The organism is Paenibacillus foliorum, from assembly GCF_013141765.1.
Lineage (GTDB): Bacteria > Bacillota > Bacilli > Paenibacillales > NBRC-103111 > Paenibacillus_S > Paenibacillus_S foliorum.
The window spans coordinates 60,352-82,932 of sequence record NZ_WHOD01000087.1 but is presented as its reverse complement, the minus strand read 5'-3'; the positions used below and the strand labels follow the sequence as shown (position 1 = coordinate 82,932).

Genomic DNA, 22,581 nt, shown 5'->3' with positions numbered 1-22,581 from the left:
CATCTCCTTACTCCTTGTATGTATATAGCCTTTATTGAGAATGCTCTCGAATCCACTTATCCAGCTGCTTCATTCCAGCCAGCGTTGGGTCAGCTGCAATATGTTCCATAAGCTCCCGCTTAGTCGAAGAGACGAAGCCCCCGGAACGAATCCAACCAAGCAGTTCCCATTCCAGCATCGATTTATATATCACTTGCCTGTCGACCGTATCCCTTACCTTCTCTTTTATCAACACACGCAGCTCATGCAGCAGCTCTAGATATACCTCATACTCTTCACCGTATGTCTTCTCCAGCTCGTGACGTACCCGCTTAGCTACGGCAGGGCTTGCCCCTGCAGTGGATACAGAGATCACCAGCTTTCCTCGACGAACAACTGCCGGAACAATAAAACCGCTTCGTTCAGAATCATCCGCTACTGTAACAAGCTTGCCCATTGATTCTGCTTCCAAACGCACAGCAGCATTGATTTCCGCTTGATTCGTTGCCGCAAATATCAAGAGTGCTTCTCGCAGCTCTGGCATCCCAGCCTGGTATTGTTTTTTTAATATCGTAACATGTCCAACCCGAGCCCACTCCTCAAGCTGTTCCGTACATGCAGGACTGATGAGCGTTATCCTAGCGCCCGCCTCTATTAATGACTCGGCTTTACGCTGCGCTACTGCGCCACCACCAATGATTACACAAGGCTTCCCAATTATATCAAGCATCAAAGGATAGTAGCTCTTATTCCTTCGCTCTTTCAATTGAAACCTCCTTAGAGCTTCGCTTTACCTAAGCTATCTTCGTAAGCATCTACGGAGCTTCACTTGAGCGAAGTTTTCCCACGCAAGCATCCACTTAGCTTTTCTCTAGCAAAACTAGCTATTTAAGTACTTGCTAGTCTTTGTTCTCTTTTACTAACGGTTAAGACCATTGATGAAAAGTCGAATAAAAGTTAGCAAATACAATATTCAATGCAACGATGAGAAATGCAGCCAAATTCCAAAGCGCGAGCTTGTCACCAGGCGTCTTCAGCAGCAGTCGTTGAAACAAATAAAACCCATACGCCAAGAGTACAAACCAGGAATTGATAACTTTAGGGTCAAATAACAACCTCATATCTCCCTCTAACACAATCCAAACGATACCTAGCGATAGGCCTAGTAATAATAATGGAGCACCCATAATGACCGAAATATATGCGTATTGATCTGTTCTATCTAGACTCGGCAGCCGCTGCATCAGCTTCGACCACTTTTTCCCCTTAAGCTGGCGGTGCAAAAACCAATACATGAAAGAAAATACGGCTGCAATGGCAAAAGCAGCATAACTTGTGATCGACAAGCTAATATGGATAAAAAGCAGTTCATCACTTATTTTCCAAGAAGCAAGTGTTGGCGATACTTTCGGATTGCTGAAAAAGTTCAAAGCCAACACCGCAAAACCTATTACATTCACAAAAAAAACAAATAATTCAATACGAAAAAAACGGTTAACTATCAGTGAGACTGTAACAAGCAGCCAAGAAAGCATAAACAATGTTTCGAACAGTGAATAGGCATCCGCTCGATTATGCTCGATCAAGCTATAGATCAAGTAGACCGTTTGCAAAACCCATACAAAAGAAAGCAACCCTGCACCCATCCGTTTTGCACTTCGATTCGAACCGACAAAGTCCGAGAAGTAAAACAGAAGGCTCAGGGCGTATATATAAATTATAGCATCGTATAACCAGCTTTTCGTAACCATAGACCAATGCACCTCTTCCGATTACGATTTGGCCAAGGCATCGGCAGAATTCATTGGAACTTTCGTTAGTTGTTCTTCCTTCCAACGATCATGGGCACCGTCTGCTGCAAGCTGGCGGGCTGTTTGCTCCTCTTGCTCCCGCTGTGCCATTTGCTCCTCAAGCGCAAATATTTTGGTGAAATACTCCAAAGCCTCATCACCGTGTCGTTCGGCTGCCATTTCTTTGATGCGGTTAACGGGATCACGAAGCATTTGATTAACTATACTTTTGGTTAATTTACGAATGACCTTTAACTCCCGCTCTTCCAGATCGGGAAGCTTCTTCATCAAGCTGTCCATCGTTTCTTCATGGATCAAACCAGCTCTAGCTTGCAGTGCTTGAATAACTGGGCTCACACCTAGGGTCTTCGTCCATTGTTCAAATACCTGCTTTTCCTCGGTGATCATTTCCTCAATGACGACAGCTGCTTTTCGCCGTTCCTGCAAATGGTTATTCACTATCGTTTGCAAATTATCAATATCGTATAAAAATACATTCGGCAGTTCTCCTATAGCCGGATCCAGATCACGCGGGACTGCGATATCAATCATGAAGAGCGGTCTAGAACGGCGTTTTTGCAATACACCTGCCACCTGCTCACGGGACAATACCAAATCGGCTGATCCGGTAGAGCTGATAACTATATCGACTTCCTCCAAATATTGAAGCAACTTGTCCATAGAACAGGCCACACCTTTAAATTTATCCGCAAGCTCTTGAGCCCTGCTTAAAGTCCGGTTTACAACAATAACCTTATCCGCACCATTTGCATACAAATGCTTGACGGTTAGTTCACTCATTTTGCCTGCACCAACAATCATAACTTTCTTATGATCATAGCTGCCAAAAATCCTTTTACCTAGTTCTACTGCTGCGTAGCTAACGGAAACCGGATTGTCGCCAATGCCCGTTTCTGTATGGGCACGTTTCGCCATCGTTACAGCTTGCTTGAACAAAGTATTAAACATTATGCCAGTCGTTTTCTCCTGCTGTGCTAGCTGGAGAGCATCTTTAACCTGACCTAATATTTGCGTTTCCCCAATCACCATCGAATCAAGCCCACTAGCTACATGAAACAAATGATCAATTGCTTTCTCATTTTCATATATGTACAGATGCTTATTGAATTGATCGCGGGGAATACCAAACCATTTCTCGATAAATCCACGCAAATAGTGATCGCAAATATGCTCACGATCGGAAACGACATATAATTCTGTCCGATTACAGGTGCCAACGATGACACATTCCATAACGCATTTCGTTTCTTTAAGCTCCTTCAACGCTTGCGCAAGATCTCCATCAGAGAAAGTAAATTTCTCGCGGATTGCTACCGGCGCTGTCCGGTAATTTAAGCCTGCCACAACGATTTGCATAGGTGTCACCTGCCCCTCCTCTTGAGTCTGAAAACAGTATAGCATATAATGACGAACTGCTCCGACAAATTTTTTGAATAATATGTGAAAGCAGATTTTTATTGACTACTCTATTTTCAGCTTTTTTCAACTGCTTTATACCGAATCTGGATTAGTAAGCTATTTACTGCAGCAGCTTTTTCTTAATCAGTTCAGTCATCGCTTTATCAGTTTTAATTAATCTCTCATTTTGCGATGAAACTATCTTATGATCTGCAGACATCAATTTTCCATAAGCATCATACAAATCGGCATACTGCTTGCGAACTTGATCCAGTGTCTGTGATTCATCTGCTTTCAAAGGTCGCTGACCGCCAATCTGGAGTCGCACCACATATTGCATTAACTGTGTAAGCCCTCCTAGCGGGATTAGCTCATCTTGGCCATAGGCAAGAACAAGATGCTCGTGAGTAAAATTTGCCGTATATATAGCCTGTCGAAGCATATCCAAGCCTTCGGTGCCTTGCGTCTGATTGGCATCATGCAAAAAACTTCCCAGCAGCTCCATTTGAAACAAGGATACTTGATATAACAGTTTACCTGCATCCTGCCTTTCCGAATGACTGCTAGTTATTATGCTATTAATGGAGTACAAAGGCCAACAGACCAAAAAAAATAAAAACGCATATAAGAGCAGCTTTCTTCTACGTCTCACCGCAATCCCCCCATTGAGCACATTAAGTAATCCAAGCCTACTTGTTTAGTGTATGGGAGGATCTGATAAAAAATCCTCTTTAAAATAACAAATAACCACGGATAAGCTCCGTGGTTACCATTACTCGAGTTCGAGTTACTATTATATTTATTTAGTCAACTGTGCTTGTTTCATAGCCGGTGTTTCCACAACGAGCTCGCCCATACCACGTATCAGCTTCTTCGCATGCGTCGTTTCCGGTTTCAACACGGAGACCATGTAATCGATAGCCAACTGAGGATCAACTGTTTCACCGCATGTATAACAATCCAATGCAGCAAAACCTTTCTCAGGATAAGTATGAATGGATAGATGACTTTCCGATAATAGTACTAACACTGTTGCACCTTGTGGTTCAAATTGTTTGGATTGAACCGACATTACGGTCGCCCCACATGCCTCAGCAGCCTCCACCATTTGCGCTTGTAACCATTCTGCATTGTTGAGAAGATCAAAGTCGACCCCCCAAGTATCTACAGCAACGTGTCTTCCGAAAGTTGAATATTCCATCTCTCGGTTCCCCCTTCCTAGGAATAAAATGTTTGAAAAATTTCATCCGCTAGGACCTACGTCATTCACTTCCCGAGGGAGTTATCTCTCGCAACATTCAATGTCCTGAGTGAATCCTGGTTCCTATTTTGTTTTCAACGAGAATAAAAATAACATCTATTGACCAAAAATGCAACACTTTTTTTATAGCCACTCTTTTTACTAGCAGAACTTTCCTAAACCACTGTCTAACATATGTTAATAACACCCTACAAGTGAATAGAATTTAATCGAATTTATGGCATAAGGAAAAACTCCTCACCGTTGCTTGAACACAACCAGAGGAGTTTGTATTTACAATGAGTTATATAATTAAGCTTCGAGTACGAACAATTCATGCGCCAGCTTTTGCAGTCGGACATCAATTTGTTCGCGTACGGCAAGTTCTTGAATGTCATTTCTTAAATCAAGCAAATGATTAATTTGGAGTCTTATACGTCCAATCTGTTGCTCCACTTCATTTCTAAGGAATAGTCTGTTCAGTTGTCCGATAGTGTCCTTGTATTCGTAAATGACTTTACCGGTGCCTTCCTTATATTCCACAATTTTGACTACCGTTCCTTGTTCGTATTCATAAATCATGGTGTATGTTTCATAAAGTCGATGCACAGTTGCGCTTCCCTTAAAAGAAGCAACGGCTTTTCTCATCAAATTAACTAAATTTTTGTTTGTAATCCTGCATGAGCCTTGGCAAATATAAGCGCCTAACTTTCGTTCGAACGAGAGGACAATTTCTTGACCTGCATCGTCCAGCAGTACCACCTCTTGGTTTCCGTTTTCAAGTACTCTGACTTGCAGAGAAGCTTGATGGTCAACAAACATTTGAATAAACAGAGCCATTTCGGCTTCCGTTAATTGTAGGCAGGTTTTGACATATTCAGTCGCTAACCTCATTGCCATAAAAATCCCTCGATTCTTTATTTTCGAACCTTGAAGCCTAACTCTTATTCTACTGTGCTATATACATTATACTACATAAATATTTAATATTCCTGCCAGTATTTCATTGAATTCCGTTGAATTCCAGAAAAAAACGCTTTTTCCTTGAAGGATTTCAAGATTTTATTTAAATCCCTCACTTTCCCTTACCAAGTTCTGCGAATCCCTACTGTAATCACAAGAATAGATAATCTTTTTATTCTAACATCATGAACCAAAATGCGTATGTTTATTCTATTTTAATATGAAAAAGCTGCACAGCTCCGTGGCTGTACAGCTAGGTTAGGCTTATTCAATGATGTCGTTAAGAACAGGTTCTTCTGGTTCTTCAAGTCCTTCTTCAAGTTCTTCCTCGATTTCCTTACTGATTTCCTGCTCAATTATTTCCCATAGCTCGTCCTTACCCACTCCGAGCTCAGACGAAAACAATACCAGCCTCTCATGCTTTTCCATGCGAAGCGTCTCTCTAACAATTTTCACATGCTTTTGCCATTGACCTTTTGTGATTTTATCAGCCTTCGTTGTAACCACACACATAGGCACACCGTTATGTTTCAGCCAATCATACATGATCTGGTCATCCTTAGAAGGAGGATGCCGCAAATCGATTATTAACAACACTAGCTTTAAATATTCATGGTGCATTAAATACTGTTCAATAAACTTCCCCCAGATTTCACGTTTGGATTTGGAAACCTGAGCATAACCATAACCTGGTAAGTCAACGAAAAATAAGTCCGAATTGATTTTATAATAGTTGAGCTGTTGGGTTTTACCCGGCTTAGAGCTGGTTCTAGCAAGATTCTTGCGCTGGATCATCCGATTGATCAGTGATGACTTTCCGACATTCGAACGCCCTGCCAGAGCAATTTCCGGCAAGGCATCGGGAGGATACTGACTCGGACCAACCGCGCTGATAATAAATTCAGCTTGATTAACCTTCATTGTGACCTTCACTCTTTCTTTGGTTGAAACTATATTCTAATTAAACTTGAACCGGCTTAACTAGTGCATGTTCAAGTACTTCATCCATATGGGAAACGGGGATAAAAGTAAGCTCGCGACGAACACTCTCCGGAATTTCCTCAATATCTTTAACATTATCATTGGGAATAATGACTCTGCGAATACCTGCACGATGCGCGGCCAAGCTCTTCTCCTTCAATCCGCCAATCGGTAGTACACGTCCACGTAAGGTAATCTCACCTGTCATCGCAACCTCGCGGGAAACCGGAATATTCGTCAATGCCGAAATTAGCGCAGTCCCCATTGTAATGCCGGCTGAAGGTCCATCCTTAGGAATGGCGCCTTCCGGTATATGGATGTGAATGTCCACCTTCTCATGGAAATCAGGAGGAATTCGAAGCTGTTCGACACGGGAACGAGTGTAACTAAATGCTGCCTGTGCAGACTCCTTCATTACATCCCCAAGCTTACCTGTAAGCGTCAGCTTACCGTTGCCAGGCATTACCGTAACCTCGATCACTAGCGTATCTCCTCCGACTTCAGTCCATGCAAGTCCGGTAACCGCTCCAATCTGATCATACTCCTCCGCCATTCCATAGCGATACTTGGAAGGTCCCAAGAAATCCTTAACATTATCCACGTGAACCTGAACAGAGCTCGTTTGACCCGAAACTAATTGCTTGGCAGCCTTTCGGCATATAGCAGAAACCTGCTGCTCTAAGTTACGTACACCCGATTCCCGTGTATACTCTCTAACAATCCGCATAAGTGCCGGTTCTTCAATGTTCAATTGCCCATCCTGCAGTCCATGATCCTTTTGCTGTTTGGGCAGCAAATAGTTGTTAGCGATATGCAGCTTCTCGATCTCTGTATAACCAGGAATATATAACACTTCCATACGATCAAGCAATGGCCGCGGAATATTATGAACTGCATTGGCTGTGGTAACAAACATTACATTGGATAAATCAAATGGCACTTCGATATAATGATCGCTGAAGGTACCATTTTGTTCGGGATCCAACACTTCCAGCAGAGCGGCAGAAGGGTCTCCGCGGAAATCCATCGCCATCTTGTCGATTTCATCCAATAAAAAAACCGGATTGGATGTGCCTGCATTCTTCATCCCTTGGATGATACGACCCGGCATGGCTCCCACATAGGTGCGGCGATGCCCGCGAATTTCCGCTTCATCCCGGATGCCGCCCAATGAAATTCGGACAAATTGGCGACCAAGCGATCTAGCAATTGAACGTGCGATCGAGGTTTTACCCACACCTGGAGGGCCTACTAGACAAAGAATAGGGCCTTTTAGCTTCTTGACCAGCTGCTGTACGGCCAAGTACTCCAGAACTCGTTCCTTCGGCTTTTCTAATCCGTAGTGATCCTCGTTCAAAATTTCTTCAGCTCTATTAATATCCAAATCATCCTCGGTAAAGTTATTCCAAGGAATTCCTAATAACCAATCGATATAATTGCGAATTACGCTTCCCTCAGCAGAGGTTGCCGGCATCTTTTCAAGCCGATCGATTTCTTTCTCAATCTTTTCTTTAACTTTTTCTGGCACATCCGTACTAGCAAGCTGGGAACGAAGCTCCTCAACCTCACCAGCACGGCCCTCTTTATCACCCAGCTCTTTTTGAATAGCCTTCATCTGCTCGCGGAGATAGTATTCTTTCTGTGTTTTCTCCATTTGCTTTTTGACACGCTGACTGATTTTACGTTCTAGCTCCAAAACTTCACGTTCATTATTCAAGATGCCGAGCAACTTTTCCAACCGCAGTTTTACATCTATAGTTTCCAATATTTCCTGTTTATCCTTAATCTTTAAAGATAAATGGCTACAGATTACATCTGCTAATCGACCTGGTTCATCAATATCCGAAACCGCGGCTAATGTTTCTGGCGTTACCTTCTTCGACAGATTAATATAGTGCTCAAATTGATTCAGCACAGTCCTCATTAAGGCATCGATCTCAGGATCAGAGGTTTCCTGTTCAGGTAATTCCTTAATTTGCACTTCGTAATATTCATCATTATTTAAAAACTCGGTAATCTCAGCACGGACGACACCCTCAACCAAAACACGAATTGTACCGTTCGGCAGCTTAAGCATTTGCCTAACTTTTGCAATGGTTCCTATTCGATATATATCTTCTGTTGAAGGTTCTTCAATATTTACTTCAGACTGAGAGCATAGAAGTATCATACTGTCGTCTACCATGGATTTCTCCAGTGCTTTCACCGACTTCTCTCTGCCAACATCCAGATGCAGCACCATACTCGGATAAACGAGCAACCCGCGCAATGGAAGTAAAGGCACACGCCGCACCTTCATTTTGTTCGATCCCATCTTGGAGCACCCCCCCTAGAACTTTGCTAAAGCAAAAGTTTACTTCGTAAGCAATTGCCGAACTTCGCTTTCGCAAAGTTTACTTCGCCAGCACAAGCTGAGGTATATGAAGAATAACCTGCTTGCTATAATTTACATTTTATCAAAATTAATTTCAAAACACCAATCGGCCCTAACCCCATAGAAATTCCAACTTCTAGCTACTCCAACCCATCGGCATGTAGAACCGTGACTGAAGCGGTTGGAAGCAAATCCGGCTGAGCCGTTGAGATAGTTGGAAGCACAGTTAACTCAACTCCCAATGCTATAGAAAGAACCTCTTCTACGGATTCAACCGGTATGACTTCAAGCCCGTTTAATCCGCTGAATATTTCCTGCCAATTTTCCTTTGGTATGATTACTTTGGTCGCACCTGCTTGGAAAGCAGCCTCTACTTTTGCCACCACACCTCCAACTGGCTTCACTTTTCCATGAATCCCAACTTCTCCTGTCATTGCTATATGATTATCGACCGGTATTTGTTTAATAGCTGAAGCGATGGCTGTTGCCATCGATACTCCTGCGGAAGGACCATCGATTGGCGTTCCCCCTGGAAAATTAATATGCAGATCGTAATTGTAAGGGTTAATTCCTAGACGGCGCAGCACTGTAAGCACATTTTCAACGGACCCTCTAGCCATGCTCTTGCGACGAATCGTTCTGGAGCCTCCACCCATCTCTTCCTCATCGACAACTCCGGTAATAGTAAACTTGCCGGTGCCAGCCTGCAAAACAGGTATCGCAGTGACTTCGATCTCAAGCATCGTCCCCAAATTTGGTCCATACACTGCTAATCCGTTAACAAAACCAACCTCAGGCTTCGATCCGATTTTCCGTTCTGGTCTTGGAGGAATTTGCGAGCTGTTGACCACCCACTCCACATCCGAAACCGTCATTTCTTTACGACCATCCGTTAATGCCATACCCGCTGCAAGCTGAATGATGTTTACAGCCTCACGTCCATTAGTGGCATGCCTTTTTACAACTTCTACTGCCGCTGTATTATCAGGAAACCCAATTTTTATCAAAGCATTAATAGCAATTTTCCCGATTTCATCAGGCAGCAATGGGCGGAAGAAAATTTCCATACAACGTGATCGGATGGCTGGCGGCAGTTCACTTGGGTTACGTGTAGTTGCACCTACCAGACGAAAATCTGCAGGCAGCCCATTTTGGAAAATATCATGAATATATCCAGGAATGTTCGTATCCTCTGAATTGTAATACGCACTTTCTAAATATACCTTCCTATCCTCCAGCACCTTTAATAATTTATTCATTTGATGAGGATGCAATTCACCAATCTCATCAATAAATAAAATTCCCCCATGCGCTTTGGTTACAGCACCGGCTTTCGGCTGAGGTATACCTGCTACTCCCATTGCTCCTGCACCTTGATAAATGGGGTCATGAACAGATCCGATTAGCGGATCGGCAATGCCACGTTCATCAAAGCGTGCCGTTGTAGCATCGACTTCAGTAAATTTAGCATCCTGACGGAAAGGTGAATCAGCATTCTTCTTAGCTTCCTCTAGCACTACACGCGCTGCCGCTGTCTTGCCAACACCCGGAGGACCATAAATAATCACATGCTGTGGGTTAGAGCCGCATAGGGAAGCCTTCAAGGCACGCAGACCTTCCCTTTGACCGACGATATCCATCATCGAGCTGGGTCTCGTCTTCTCAGCCAAAGGCTTATTTAAAGAAATGGAGCGCAGCTTTCTAAGCTTTTCAAGCTCCTTCTTCGATTCTTTGTCAACTGCCGTTCGATTAGATTGCTGATTCCGCAGCAAATTCCAAAAATACAACCCGATAACAATAGCAAAAAACAATTGGATAATCATCAAAATCACACTGATATTCATAGGGAAAACCTCCTGAAAATTTTCGCAAAAAATTACTATACCTGCGATATACTAAACTTTTTATAAAAGCCAGCAAACGCAAACACAGTTTACAAGTTGTATCTTCCTGGTAGTATTCCCCTCTTAAGGTAGCATTAATCCCATATTGAGAAAGTTTTCAAACATGAATGATATCATGCCACTGGAGAACGATATAGAATAGAAAAATCTTCGATCGGAGGAATTTGGTCATGCGTCGTATAATGCTTTTAATCACTCTAATCTTGTCAATTGGTACAGTAAGCATAGGCCAGGTCGCAACCGCAAAGGAAGTATCTGCCCCTTATCCATTCCTTAGAAACCCTTTCGTAACCGACGTCGATGTTCTGATTGATGTAGGACATGGCGGAATTGATAGCGGCACTTTGTATGGAAATATTTATGAAAAGGACATTAACCTTGAGATGGCTCAGCTGACCTATAATCTACTTCGTGAAAAAGGACTTACGGTATTGGTTAACCGCATGAGTGACTATGCCCTCAGTGAAGAAAATGGATGGCTGAGGGCCCGCTCAAGACACCTCAAAGATTTGGCTCAACGAAGCCATCTGGCCAATGAAATTCACCCCAAGGTACTCATAAGTCTTCATGTCAACTGGTCTAAAAACAGCTCCAGAAGAGGTCCGCTCGTCCTGTCTCAAAAAACAGAGTCCAGTAAACAGCTTGCCGAATCTATACAACAATCGTTGAATAGCATGTACGGTACGACAACTGAAGCGGTTCTTGGAAAGCCCTACTTCCTGCTTAAGCATGTTCATGTACCAGCTGTGATTGTTGAGATGGGGTTTATTTCCAACTCCTCTGACCGGGAGCAAATGATGCAGCCTCAAAAACAGAAAAAGTTAGCCGAAGCTATCGTAGCTGGAGTCACTCATTATTTGGAAAAATAACAATTTCATTAAAAAAGCTGGACCCGTTAAGGAGCCAGCTTCGAAATTGTCACAAATTGAGCTAGCTCCTGTATAGTGGGAACAGACTGTTTCAAAACGGCAGCTGTGTTTTTTCCCGGTGGACCAACGTGACCGATCACTATGGTTGTATCATTATCTTTTACATGCTTTTTCACCTTTACCGCCTGTTTAGAGATATGTTCACGTGTATAAACATCATCCATGAAAATGTTGTTTTCCACTATTCTCACACCAAGCTCAACTGCTATAGGTTTTACCACACTCTTGGAGGTAGTTTTACTATCCAGATATATTAAATTCTTTTCCTTACAAACCTGCAGAACAATTCGCATGATTCTTGCATCAGCCGTCACCTTGGAGCCCATGTGGTTGTTCATCCCAATTGCAAAAGGCACCTCTTCTATGGCTGCTAACACTCTCTGACGAATCTCTTCGTCTGATAAATCCGTTGTGATAGCACCTGGGCCCAGCCAGCTTTTCTTACCACGTACAGGCTCCATAGGCATATGAATAAGTACTTCATGCCCCAATTGATGGGCCCATTCTGCATCACGCCGCGTGGTCGGTAAAAATGGCATTACAGCAACAGTAATCGGAACCGGGAGCTCTATCATTTCACGAGTGCCGAGCATGTCGTTACCAAGATCATCGATTACCACTGCTATTCTCTTGTTCGTCAGCACCCCCTCTTCGGCGACTGCTTGTGTAGCGCTGGATGACGCCATAATCATATACATGGATACTAAAATCATAATCAACCATTTCTTTTTCAGGTACATCCTTATCTCCTCCTAGCAAATAGTAAAACTTGTATCGTAAGCGAATGCTTTTCCTATGTTATTTGTTATTAGTCTTAATCGTATTCATCCATGAATAAAATAAAAAAAGCAGCGTCTACCCTTCGTGGGTAGACGCTGCTTCCTTAGTTATACTTACCATCTATTTACGCTTGTTGCGGTGCATGATGTTTTCTTCCAGGAATTTCACCGGTGCGTGTAAAATGCTCCACAATGACATCAATTTCTTTCTTCAATTCGCTTAGCAAATCAGCTTCCGGTACTTTACGGATCATTTCTCCATAGCGAAACAGCATACCTTCGCCTCGAGCTCCAGCAATACCGATATCCGCTTCTCTTGCTTCTCCAGGACCGTTAACCGCGCAACCTAATACCGATACTTTAATAGGCACTTTTATTTTGGATATATACTCCTCAACCTCATTGGCAATGGAAAATAAATCGATATCTAGTCGTCCACATGTAGGGCAAGAAACTAGTGTAGCAGCATTAGTAATAAGTCCAAATGTTTTTAGAAGCTCTCGTGCAACCTTAATTTCCTCAACTGGGTCAGCACTCAAGGAAATTCGTAACGTCGATCCCAGCCCCATGCTTAACAACGCGCCTATACCGGCTGAGCTTTTTACTGAACCTGTGAAAAGAGTACCTGCTTCAGTAATTCCTAGGTGCAGCGGATATCGGAACGCCGCCGCAGCTTGGGAATAAGCAGCAATAGCCATAGGTACATCGGATGCTTTCAATGAAACAATAATGTCACGGAAATCAAGCTCTTCTAATATATTAATATGAAAAAGTGCACTTTCCACCATCGCCTCAGGTGTTGGGTACCCATACTTCTCCAGCAAATGATTCTCAAGTGACCCTGCATTAACACCAATACGAATCGGAATGCCGCGTTCCTTGCAAGCTTTCACAACGGCCTCTACCTTCTCACGACGACCGATATTGCCGGGATTGATCCGGACCTTATCTATGCCATTTTCTATTGCCTGAAGGGCTAGCCTGTGATCGAAGTGAATATCAGCTACTAACGGTATGCTGATCTGCTTCTTAATATCCTTAATAGCTTCAGCAGCTTCCTTATTGTTGACGGTAACACGAACGATTTGGCAGCCTGCGTCTTGCAAACGGTGAATTTCCGCAACTGTTGATTTTACATCCGCAGTTTTTGTAGTGCACATGCTTTGCATGATAACCTCGTTACTGCCGCCTATCGTCAGATCTCCAACTTTAACTGGAATAGTCTCCGTTCTATGAAACATAGTTTCACTCTCTCCCATAATACCAAACATCCTCCGCTCCGTCATAAAGCCCAGTGGGCTTAATATTGGATTGGAGGTTGTTATGGTTTAGTTTATTCAAAAGCGAACGCTTAAGCGCTCTCTTCTTTTTTCTTCACGGACTTCTCATCCTTAGTTGTGATTTCAGGAGCAGTCTTTGCTTGAACAGCTTCCTTAGTCACCACACAATTAGAAACCTCCGTACGAGACGGTGCTTCGTACATCACTTCTAGCATGATGCTTTCAATGATAGCACGCAAGCCACGGGCACCCGTATTACGTTTGATGGCCTCACGAGCAATTTCATCCAAAGCTTCCTGGTTGAACTCAAGCGTAACATTATCCATTTCAAGCATTTTTTGGTATTGTTTGACCAAAGCATTCTTCGGTTCTGTCAAAATCCGTACCAAAGCTGCTTCATCCAACGGTTCCAAAGTCGAAATAACAGGCAAACGTCCTACAAACTCAGGAATTAACCCAAATCTTAGCAGATCTTCAGGCAGCACCATAGTCAAGTACTCACCTGGTTTTAGATCAGCTTTCAAACCATCGGTACCGAAACCAATGACTTTCTTCCCGATTCTACGTTTGATAATTTGCTCCAGCCCATCAAATGCGCCGCCGCAAATAAACAAAATGTTGGTAGTATCGATTTGAATAAACTCTTGATGCGGGTGTTTACGTCCGCCTTGCGGTGGAACGGAAGCAACAGTACCCTCCAAAATTTTCAAAAGGGCTTGCTGTACACCTTCACCAGAAACATCGCGAGTAATAGATGGATTTTCTGATTTACGTGCTACTTTATCAATTTCATCGATGTAGATAATACCACGTTCAGCCTTCTCAACGTCATAATCCGCAGCTTGAATCAGCTTGAGCAGAATGTTTTCTACATCCTCACCCACATAACCTGCTTCAGTCAAAGAAGTGGCATCCGCGATTGCGAACGGAACATTCAAAATTTTGGCTAGCGTCTGAGCGAGTAAAGTTTTGCCACTTCCGGTAGGACCGAGAAGGACAATGTTACTCTTTTGAAGCTCAACATCCTCAAGCTTAGTTTGCTGTGAATTAATCCGCTTGTAGTGATTGTAAACCGCTACGGAAAGCGACTTTTTGGCTTGATCCTGACCAATGACGTACTGATCCAAAATATTGCGGATCTCCTTCGGTTTAGGAACGTCCTTGAGATCGAGTTCTTCTTCGTGACCCAACTCTTCCTCAACGATTTCTGTACAAAGCTCTATACACTCATCACAAATATATACACCTGGTCCGGCAACCAGCTTACGAACTTGTTCTTGCGATTTGCCGCAAAAGGAGCATTTGAGTTGACCTTTTTCATCGTTAAATTTAAACATGGGATCACTCCTTATCCATTCAATTCATTACGAGTGATAACTGCATCAATAAGCCCATATTCTTTGGCTTCTTGTGCACTCATAAAGTTGTCACGATCCGTGTCGCGCTCAATTTTCTCAAGCGGTTGACCCGTACGTTCCACATAGATCTGGTTTAGTTTATTCTTTGTCTTGATAATCCACTCCGCATGGATTTTAATATCCGATGCCTGACCTCTAACTCCACCCAGCGGCTGATGAATCATCACCTCGCTGTTAGGCAATGAAAAGCGTTTCCCCTTGGCTCCAGCTGTCAACAACAACGAACCCATACTAGCTGCCATACCGACACAAATCGTTGAAACGTCAGGCTTGATGAACTGCATAGTATCGTATATACCCATTCCGGCAGTCACTGAACCACCCGGTGAATTGATGTATAGATGAATATCCTTCTCTGCATCTTGCGCAGACAAAAAGAGCAACTGCGCAATAACGAGGTTGGCAACATCATCGTCAATGCCAGTACCGATAAAGATAATTCTGTCCTTCAAGAGGCGGGAATAAATATCGTACGAACGCTCCCCGCGTCCTTCCTGCTCAACAACCATAGGTATCAGACCCATTGTTCCAACCCCTTTGCTCCAAAATGTACTACGAAATTCATTGTATCATGTTTGTTTTTTTTTCGCGAATCGAAGGGATGTCACCCCCCTCTAATTCCCCCTTCTCTAAGGGGGACCCCAAGGGCTGCGCCCCAGGACCCGCTTAAGGGCGTTCTAAACCCAAGCCTATGTACTTCGATGAATATTTGTGATGAGACCGCGTCTATCTTGGCCCAACTTACAGTTGAGGCCAAGAAACGCTTTACGTTTGTGGCCGAGTTCAAACCACCCACGCCTATGTACTTCGATGAAACGTTATGTTGTGGAACCGCGTCCGTCCCGGCCCGACCTACGGTTGAGGCCAGGACACGCTTCTGGTTTGCGGTCTATCGAAACCGTAAAGCGTGTCTGACATTAGCTTCCCATTATTAGGGGAGCCTCGTCAGACGATAAGCGAGCTCCAGCACGCAGGTTAAGCGTGTCTGAATGCCAGGTCACTCGGAGAGTTAGACCCGCATTCAGACGGATGCGAGTACCTGCACCAAATTGAATCCTACACATATGTATTTTAATCGTGGTCCAGGGGGCGAAACCTCCGGGGTCCCCTATAAGGGGATTTAGGGGTGATTCCCGATTTAGGGGTGACTTCTATAGCTACAGAGAAGGGCACGTATAAGCACGTGCCCTTTCACTATATTACTTGCTGTTTTCAAGCAAGAAGTCAACCGTTTTCTTAACAATAAGGTCATGAGTCAAGTCGCCCAAGTTGCCGTTAGCGCTCAAGATAGCACGAAGCTCATCAGCAGGACGTTGGTACATCTTAGACATGTTTTCCAATTCAGCATTGATCTCCTCTTCGGATGCATCGATGCCTTCAGCTTTAGCAATCGCTTCAAGAACCAAGTTATTACGAACGCGCTTGTCAGCATCGCCGCGCATTTGGTCTTTCAACAGCTCTTCGCTTTGACCTGTAAACTGGAAGTACATTTCAAGATTCATCCCTTGAGAGCTTAAGCGATTCTCGAATTCCTTAACCATTTGTGCAGTTTCGTTATCGATCATTACTTCTGGGATATCAATTACTGCTGCTGCAGCAGCTTTTTCAACCACTTCTGCTTCTTTGTTACGTTGAAGCTCGGATTCTTTGCGAGTCTGCAAGTTTTTGCTCAAATCGCTTTTGAACTCTTCCAATGTTTCAAACTCGCTTACGTCTTTAGCAAACTCGTCGTCAAGAACTGGAAGGTTTTTGCGTTTGATGTCATGCAGATGGATTTTGAATACAGCTTCTTTGCCTTTCAAATCCTCGGAATGGTAGTTCTCAGGGAAGCTCACTGTAATATCCTTGTCTTCGCCTTTGTTCAAACCTACCACTTGCTCTTCGAACCCAGGGATAAAGCTGCCTGATCCGATTTCAAGAGAATACTTCTCTGCTTGGCCGCCTTCAAAAGCAACGCCATCCACGAATCCTTCGAAATCGATGGATACTGTGTCACCATTTTCTACAGAACCTTCTTCGATAGGAACAAGTTCTGCATGACGTTTTTGCAATTTATCAAGCTCTTCATTGATTTCCTCTTCAGTAACAGCTGCTTCTTTCGACTCAAGCTCAATGCCCTTGTACTCGCCCAGTTCAACTTCAGGCTTAACAATAACCTTAGCTTTGAATTTCAAGACTTGACCTTTACCAAATTGCTCTACATCAACTTCAGGACGGTCAACCGGGTGAATTCCAGTTTCTCCAACTGCTTCTGTGTAAGCTTCAGGAACAACGATATCAAGAGCATCTTGATACAAACTTTCAACGCCAAATTTCGATTCAAAAATGGAACGAGGTACTTTTCCTTTACGGAATCCTGGTACGTTTACCTTTTGAACTACCTTTTTAAACGCTTTGTCCAGAGCTACTGCTACTTGCTCCGCTTCAACTTCGATTTCAAGAACGCCAACGTTCTTCTCTATTTTTTCCCAGCTTGCTTTCATTTTATGCTTTCCCCTCCAAAAATTATCCATAACTTTTTCACGTCCTGACCATATTGGGAGGTTATGTTATCCCAAATCGTCAATATAACCATTCTATTATAACATACCCTTTTTCGTTTTCAAGTGAAGGAAAAGGAAATATATTCACTCTCCCTGACTTCGTGAAAACGTAGAAGAAGCAAACGACTGCATGACCCTATAGGCTTGCTCCCACTGGAAGACAAGCTCGTTCGTAATACCATACAGGTCAAGGATTTCTTCCTTATTCCCGCTGTTGAACACTTTCTCAAGCAGTACGAAATGAAACGCAGCAGCCCAAACATCCACACAAGCCTTATCCTGTCGGAGCATCTGCCGATATTGTGCTGTACCATAAATATAAGCTAGAAATTCATTCCATGTTTCTTGAGCAAAATAAGCTAATGCTGGCTGAGTCATTTGGCTCATGTCCTGTATGCGCTCAATAATTTCGCCGATAGGATCCGGAAAATCACCAAAAGTAACAGGAGTGTCCTCAACATCAACAACAATCGTCTCCCCCTGCTTCGACAATTTCAGCGGTCCTGTCACTCCGCGAAGCTTGAGTGTTTGGAGAACTTTATACTGGATTATTGGATGTTGTTCCTGCTTAGTTACCCATTCACTTAGCTTCTCATTGATTTCAGGATGCTCCAGAAAGGCTAATTGATCAAGCGCCAGCAATAAGTTTTCGACAGATTGGGGATGCTCTAGCAGCTCCAAAAGCCTCTGTGCGTAGCCGCTGTCAGCCCGCTCCTTCACTGCCAAATGCTGCCGAAACATATCAGCTTCAGACAATTCCTCTCCCTCATCGCTATCCAGGGAAGGAAATACTTGATCAGGAAACATCGTTTGCAGCCACTGCAGCAGCGCGAGCCACTCATCTTGAATCCTCTCGTCTTGATTATGACAGGTAAGCAAAAACTCCAGCATTCGGATGGCTTCGCCATAACGTTCGGTTTCTAGCATTCGTGTTAGCTCAAATTGATAGTATTCAACAGTTTTAGGAAAAAGAATGACATTATCGTTCGGCTTCTCGGTCAAACGCTCACCGCCTCCCCCAAGAGTTTCGCTTCAGCGAAACTGACTTCATAAGCATTTGCTGAGTTTCGCTTAAGCGAAATTTACATGCTAATCATAAGCTTGCTCTTTGAAAGCAGTGTACCCGATTCGAAGCCGGAAAGCAAAACCAGCACTATTCTCCTATGTGGAGTTGTTATTGTTCAGCTTAATCCTTGTACATACGATATGTATACTTACCTGCTGATGTTATCTCTACTTTTACCTTCACATCACCCAAGGAGCTTGGCTCCAAAACGAATTGATTGTTATCAATATCGTATTGTCGAAACCGCTGCGCGCCTCGAATGTATAGATGCTTTTGAAGTTCAAGCAGGTCTGCTTTCAGCTTGAGTCCACTTTCGTAGGTGTCCCGAATTTCCTTTTCGATTATTTTTTCAACCTGTTTGCATAGAGTTTGCTCAGAGACCTGCTCGTTCAAATCCGTGATAGCACCATTCACCTTTACATGAAGATCAAACACAGGCTTATTGTTTTCCTCCCTGATCTTAACTGAGTAATGGGGGTTCCTCATCCGCAGATTAGCAACTTGCTTTCCCTTTTCAGTTACCGAAACCGGTGCCCTGTTCGTTTTTTTCTCAACCCATCTAAGCCCTTTGACCTGCTCCATAGGTATAAAGCCTTCACTTTTATTTCGTCTAAAAGGGAAAATGCCTTCAAAGCGCATAGAGTCCAATGGTTCATTGTTTTTACGCCAAACCTCTTTACTGATGGAAACAGCGGGTAGCAGCAGTGTTTGGGCAGGCTCATAATACGTGGCAATAAAATCATTGAGACGCATGGGGGCTATATAAGAGCGCTGCTTGTAATTGTCCGTAGGTTTATGAATCAGCATATTCAATCGGGATTGTTCAAAGTTAGGGGTTGCGGTAAAAAGCTCGTCCAGCTTGCTGCGTGTTCCATAGACCCACATCGTATATCGAAGCTCATAGAATCTAAAAAAAGTTTGCAGCACATCCGTAATATCTCCTTTATTGAGCAAACCTTCTCCCATAACTAATGATGTAACATGCCCCCAATACAAACGCTTTTCAGACTCTAAAGAAATATTCCCGACTGCATCCACATAAGTTTTGCCCTTACCGATACCGATCCAAGCTGGTGTTGAGGCACTTTTGGTCCCTACATCTGATTTTGCAACCTTTTCGAAGCTAAGAAGCTGTAAATAGACGGTAAATTCTTTCTTCTCGTTGGAATAATCAATCCCGATAGCATTCACATAATCCAAATTATCAATATCCGATGCATTCCAGCACCCGCCTAGAAAGAGTGAGGTTAAGCTTAGCATGGCCGCAAGAAGCAAAGCTCGCTTCATTGCGCTTGCCCTCCTCTGCGTCCTGTATGGTCCTTCTGGGGAGTTAGCAGCTCAGGCTTGGTTTGGCGTCTGCCGCGGGGGTGCTGAGACAATACAAACCATAAATCCCTCCAATTAACTGGGGAATAAGGTGCCAGGTAAGGAACGCCAAAAGACTTTAAATTGGACATATAAATCAATATAGAAAATACGGCCGTAAAAAATCCAAACAATCCAAAAAAAGAAGCAAATAGGAATATATATATTCTCAGAAGTCCAACACTGATGCCGAACATTCCCCCAACCAGCGTAAATTGGGCTGTTGCACTGACAGCAGCGACAACTAACGTGGCAGGCGAGGTCAGTCCAGCTTTAATGACCGCATCACCGATAATCAAGCCTCCAACGACAGATACGGAAGGTCCTAATGCTGAAGGCAACCGACTGCCCGCTTCCAAAAAAAATTGGAACAAGAGCGTCATCAATAATATTTCCATCGGTCCGGAAAGCGGCGTTCCTTCGGTGGCTACCGCGATAGTTGCGAGCAGGGGGAATGGAATTTGGTCCTGATGATAGGAAGTGAGAGCAACCCAAAAGCCGGGCATCAACAGCGTAATTAAAAGCCCCACTCGTCTCATAACCATTTCTATATATACCAAAGGTAAAGGAGTATGTATATCCTCGCCAACGGTCATTGCGTATGAGATATTAACCGGTGCTATGAGCACGGTTGGGTTGCCGTCCATCATGATCACAAATCGTCCTTTAATAAGACTGTCAGCCACCATGTCGGGACGAGTCGTTAAATTCATTAACGGAAAAAATTCGCCCTTTGTTCGGGTCAACAACACCTTCAATTCCTCTTGGCCTAATACCGATTCGATCTCGATATTTCTCAATTTTTCCTTTATTTCGTTTTCGGTTGCTTCCACCAATACATCACTCAAGTACAAAAGACCAATCTCGGTTCGGCTGCGACTGCCAAGAGTATATTTCTCCACACACAAAGTATTGCTGCGAAGCCGTTTGCGAATAAGAGCTATGTTGACGCTTAAATTTTCTATAAAACTATCCCGCGGCCCATTGATTGTCATTTCTGAGCTCGAATCCTCAGGTTTACGTTCTGGGCGATTAGCCATTTCAACATAATTCAGCTTACCGTTAGTTATCTCTAATACAAGGAGATTTCCTTTGAATAACTCATCCATCACATCTTGATCCGAAGCGTCTGCTGAAAAAGTTGATTTCAACATGTTCTGCCAATCTGAACCATCATTTTCCATACTTACAACATCGGTTTTCAGAATAGCCTGTAGTCTTGGCAGCAAGGTGTCCTGAAGTGCTTTAGTGTCGCATAACCCTTCACAATAGATTAGTAGTAAACTCTTGCGTTTCTCTGTTGCTGATGAATCCATGATTTCAATAAATTTAACATCATCACAGCGTTCGAACATGTCGCGAAGAATTCCCTCATCCCATCTTGTCACGTAAACTCCCTCCTTTTTTGGAAAAGAACGCTACGATTAATAAACTCAAAGTAAGAAAAAGGTAGCATACCAGGGTACCCGGTAAATAACTGTATTTAAGCCAATCGTAAAATTGAATATCACTGATGGGAAGCAGCATAATGAGCACCAACAGAACAGACAATACAACGAGAAAGATTGGCTTACTTTTCTTGCCTTTGAAAGGACTTAATTCGGTCAATAAAAACATAGCAACAGAGACTCGTACGAATGCTCCCGCAAACCACTGATAAATAGAAAAGAAATCAACCCGCTCGATGAATCTTTGTACGATAACCAGTTTCCATTGTTCAAATGCCGGATACCGGTGCTTAGCAGATTCTACAGGTCCGAACTCCGCTATGGAACCAGTAGTTGGTCCCAATGTTAAGCCTGTAATCAACAACGCAAGTAAGGCCAGATGCCACCATTTGATTCGGGTGCCGATATGATGCTGAAAAAGCAGCAGCAACATTAGCTCCGCAAATCCGGCTCCGACATGTATGATGCCTCCGAGCAGCGGCCCCATCCCAAACTCCAAAACAGGGAACAGTCTGGTGTAATCCTTGTTGACAAGATTCGCGGTCATTACAAAGTAACCTAATAGCACAATTACCGGAAGTAAGATGCCGCTCATAATAGCAATGCAGATGATTCCTGAGCGTGCCGCAAAGTAACATAGGGAGACGAGCAGTAAAGTCAATGCAAACATCGGTGTCTCGGGCAAGTAAGACGCAACTGCCCATGTTACCGTATCTTTTATAGTAATAGCAGCAATCAACAGCAATAAAATACTGAATATAAGCTTATGTATGTTAGCAATTCCTTTTCCCGCTACTGATTCTATCCATTCAAACAATGGCTGTTGGCCGCTTCGCTTCACAATCCACCGAAGGAGAAATACCCACAGTATGAAAGGAATAAAAGCAACTACAGCTGAAAGCCAAGCGTCCCGGTCCGCTACATCCAGCAATATAGGAATGATGATGACATGATTCAACAATCCTACCGAGCATAGTACAATCATCGATGCTTGAACCATGTTAATAGATCTGGACAAAGACCTCACCTTTTTTCGGAACAGATTTTTCGTGTCTATCTCACGCATATTTCCAAATTAGGTTGCCCTAAACCAAATAAAAAAT

Annotated in this window: 19 protein-coding genes; 1 reads left to right on the top strand and 18 read right to left on the bottom strand. The window is 43.4% G+C overall.

Translation table 11 applies throughout. The features are described from left to right. Positions 1-31: 31 nt before the first annotated feature. From GC093_RS22865 to lonB, 9 genes are all read right to left on the bottom strand, one after another. Positions 32-745: a precorrin-2 dehydrogenase/sirohydrochlorin ferrochelatase family protein gene (locus GC093_RS22865; RefSeq protein WP_171654223.1), complete on the bottom strand. Its 714-nt coding sequence runs from the start codon at positions 743-745 to the stop codon at positions 32-34. Between the two features lie 160 nt (positions 746-905). Next, positions 906-1,730: a cytochrome C assembly family protein gene (locus tag GC093_RS22860; protein ID WP_171654222.1), complete on the bottom strand. Its 825-nt coding sequence runs from the start codon at positions 1,728-1,730 to the stop codon at positions 906-908. Between the two features lie 21 nt (positions 1,731-1,751). Then, the gene (gene hemA, locus GC093_RS22855) at positions 1,752-3,146 is read right to left on the bottom strand and encodes a glutamyl-tRNA reductase (RefSeq protein WP_171654414.1); all 1,395 of its coding nucleotides are present in this window, start codon (positions 3,144-3,146) and stop codon (positions 1,752-1,754) included. 163 nt (positions 3,147-3,309) lie between these two features. Further along, complete coding sequence (locus tag GC093_RS22850) at positions 3,310-3,840, bottom strand: S-adenosylmethionine decarboxylase (protein WP_312886597.1); 531 nt, start codon at positions 3,838-3,840, stop codon at positions 3,310-3,312. A 147-nt stretch (positions 3,841-3,987) separates the two neighbouring features. Next, positions 3,988-4,389 (bottom strand): adenosylmethionine decarboxylase, encoded by a 402-nt coding sequence (gene speD / locus GC093_RS22845; protein WP_171654221.1) that lies wholly within the window; start codon positions 4,387-4,389, stop codon positions 3,988-3,990. A gap of 351 nt (positions 4,390-4,740) precedes the next feature. Then, positions 4,741-5,328 carry a non-ribosomal peptide synthetase module gene (locus GC093_RS22840; protein WP_171654220.1) on the bottom strand — a complete coding sequence of 196 codons (588 nt, stop codon included), beginning with the start codon at positions 5,326-5,328 and terminating at the stop codon, positions 4,741-4,743. Positions 5,329-5,655: 327 nt separating this feature from the next. Next, positions 5,656-6,312 (bottom strand): ribosome biogenesis GTP-binding protein YihA/YsxC, encoded by a 657-nt coding sequence (gene yihA, locus GC093_RS22835; protein ID WP_171654219.1) that lies wholly within the window; start codon positions 6,310-6,312, stop codon positions 5,656-5,658. Between the two features lie 40 nt (positions 6,313-6,352). Next, a complete protein-coding gene (gene lon, locus GC093_RS22830; RefSeq protein WP_171654218.1) occupies positions 6,353-8,686 on the bottom strand; it encodes an endopeptidase La in 2,334 nt (777 codons plus the stop codon). Between the two features lie 200 nt (positions 8,687-8,886). After that, a complete protein-coding gene (lonB, locus tag GC093_RS22825) occupies positions 8,887-10,590 on the bottom strand; it encodes an ATP-dependent protease LonB (RefSeq protein WP_171654217.1) in 1,704 nt (567 codons plus the stop codon). Between the two features lie 230 nt (positions 10,591-10,820). Here lonB and GC093_RS22820 point away from each other — a divergent pair, with 230 nt between their 5' ends. Beyond that, entirely contained in the window at positions 10,821-11,519 is a 699-nt protein-coding gene (locus GC093_RS22820; protein WP_171654216.1) for an N-acetylmuramoyl-L-alanine amidase family protein, read from the top strand. Between the two features lie 26 nt (positions 11,520-11,545). Here the strand turns inward: GC093_RS22820 and GC093_RS22815 are convergent, their stop codons facing one another. From GC093_RS22815 to GC093_RS22775, 9 genes are all read right to left on the bottom strand, one after another. Next, complete coding sequence (locus tag GC093_RS22815; RefSeq protein ID WP_376768674.1) at positions 11,546-12,319, bottom strand: divergent polysaccharide deacetylase family protein; 774 nt, start codon at positions 12,317-12,319, stop codon at positions 11,546-11,548. Positions 12,320-12,483: 164 nt separating this feature from the next. Continuing rightward, positions 12,484-13,599 carry a flavodoxin-dependent (E)-4-hydroxy-3-methylbut-2-enyl-diphosphate synthase gene (ispG, locus tag GC093_RS22810; protein WP_171654215.1) on the bottom strand — a complete coding sequence of 372 codons (1,116 nt, stop codon included), beginning with the start codon at positions 13,597-13,599 and terminating at the stop codon, positions 12,484-12,486. A 110-nt stretch (positions 13,600-13,709) separates the two neighbouring features. Then, the gene (gene clpX / locus GC093_RS22805; RefSeq protein WP_171654214.1) at positions 13,710-14,975 is read right to left on the bottom strand and encodes an ATP-dependent protease ATP-binding subunit ClpX; all 1,266 of its coding nucleotides are present in this window, start codon (positions 14,973-14,975) and stop codon (positions 13,710-13,712) included. Between the two features lie 11 nt (positions 14,976-14,986). Next, positions 14,987-15,580: an ATP-dependent Clp endopeptidase proteolytic subunit ClpP gene (clpP, locus tag GC093_RS22800; protein WP_171654213.1), complete on the bottom strand. Its 594-nt coding sequence runs from the start codon at positions 15,578-15,580 to the stop codon at positions 14,987-14,989. Positions 15,581-16,255: 675 nt separating this feature from the next. Beyond that, positions 16,256-17,539, bottom strand: coding sequence for a trigger factor (gene tig / locus GC093_RS22795; protein ID WP_171654212.1), 1,284 nt, complete (start codon positions 17,537-17,539; stop codon positions 16,256-16,258). 144 nt (positions 17,540-17,683) lie between these two features. Next, complete coding sequence (locus tag GC093_RS22790; protein ID WP_171654211.1) at positions 17,684-18,601, bottom strand: hypothetical protein; 918 nt, start codon at positions 18,599-18,601, stop codon at positions 17,684-17,686. 184 nt (positions 18,602-18,785) lie between these two features. After that, positions 18,786-19,952: a Ger(x)C family spore germination protein gene (locus GC093_RS22785; RefSeq protein ID WP_171654210.1), complete on the bottom strand. Its 1,167-nt coding sequence runs from the start codon at positions 19,950-19,952 to the stop codon at positions 18,786-18,788. Further along, positions 19,949-21,418 (bottom strand): spore germination protein, encoded by a 1,470-nt coding sequence (locus GC093_RS22780; RefSeq protein WP_171654209.1) that lies wholly within the window; start codon positions 21,416-21,418, stop codon positions 19,949-19,951. The genes GC093_RS22785 and GC093_RS22780 overlap by 4 nt, the downstream gene beginning before the upstream one ends. After that, a complete protein-coding gene (locus GC093_RS22775; protein WP_246315083.1) occupies positions 21,402-22,478 on the bottom strand; it encodes an endospore germination permease in 1,077 nt (358 codons plus the stop codon). The genes GC093_RS22780 and GC093_RS22775 overlap by 17 nt, the downstream gene beginning before the upstream one ends. Between the last annotated feature and the right edge of the window lie 103 nt (positions 22,479-22,581).

Bases quoted from the DNA above. Each gene is read 5' to 3' on its own strand.
- lonB (WP_171654217.1), bottom strand. From the start codon at position 10,590: ATGAATATCAGTGTGATTTTGATGATTATCCAATTGTTTTTTGCTATT.
- ispG (WP_171654215.1), bottom strand. From the start codon at position 13,599: ATGTTTCATAGAACGGAGACTATTCCAGTTAAAGTTGGAGATCTGACG.
- GC093_RS22785 (WP_171654210.1), bottom strand. From the start codon at position 19,952: ATGAAGCGAGCTTTGCTTCTTGCGGCCATGCTAAGCTTAACCTCACTC.
- clpP (WP_171654213.1), bottom strand. From the start codon at position 15,580: ATGGGTCTGATACCTATGGTTGTTGAGCAGGAAGGACGCGGGGAGCGT.
- speD (WP_171654221.1), bottom strand. From the start codon at position 4,389: ATGGAATATTCAACTTTCGGAAGACACGTTGCTGTAGATACTTGGGGG.
- GC093_RS22815 (WP_376768674.1), bottom strand. From the start codon at position 12,319: ATGTACCTGAAAAAGAAATGGTTGATTATGATTTTAGTATCCATGTAT.
- hemA (WP_171654414.1), bottom strand. From the start codon at position 3,146: ATGCAAATCGTTGTGGCAGGCTTAAATTACCGGACAGCGCCGGTAGCA.
- yihA (WP_171654219.1), bottom strand. From the start codon at position 6,312: ATGAAGGTTAATCAAGCTGAATTTATTATCAGCGCGGTTGGTCCGAGT.
- GC093_RS22820 (WP_171654216.1), top strand. From the start codon at position 10,821: ATGCGTCGTATAATGCTTTTAATCACTCTAATCTTGTCAATTGGTACA.
- clpX (WP_171654214.1), bottom strand. From the start codon at position 14,975: ATGTTTAAATTTAACGATGAAAAAGGTCAACTCAAATGCTCCTTTTGC.
- GC093_RS22775 (WP_246315083.1), bottom strand. From the start codon at position 22,478: ATGGTTCAAGCATCGATGATTGTACTATGCTCGGTAGGATTGTTGAAT.
- tig (WP_171654212.1), bottom strand. From the start codon at position 17,539: ATGAAAGCAAGCTGGGAAAAAATAGAGAAGAACGTTGGCGTTCTTGAA.
- GC093_RS22840 (WP_171654220.1), bottom strand. From the start codon at position 5,328: ATGGCAATGAGGTTAGCGACTGAATATGTCAAAACCTGCCTACAATTA.
- lon (WP_171654218.1), bottom strand. From the start codon at position 8,686: ATGGGATCGAACAAAATGAAGGTGCGGCGTGTGCCTTTACTTCCATTG.
- GC093_RS22860 (WP_171654222.1), bottom strand. From the start codon at position 1,730: ATGGTTACGAAAAGCTGGTTATACGATGCTATAATTTATATATACGCC.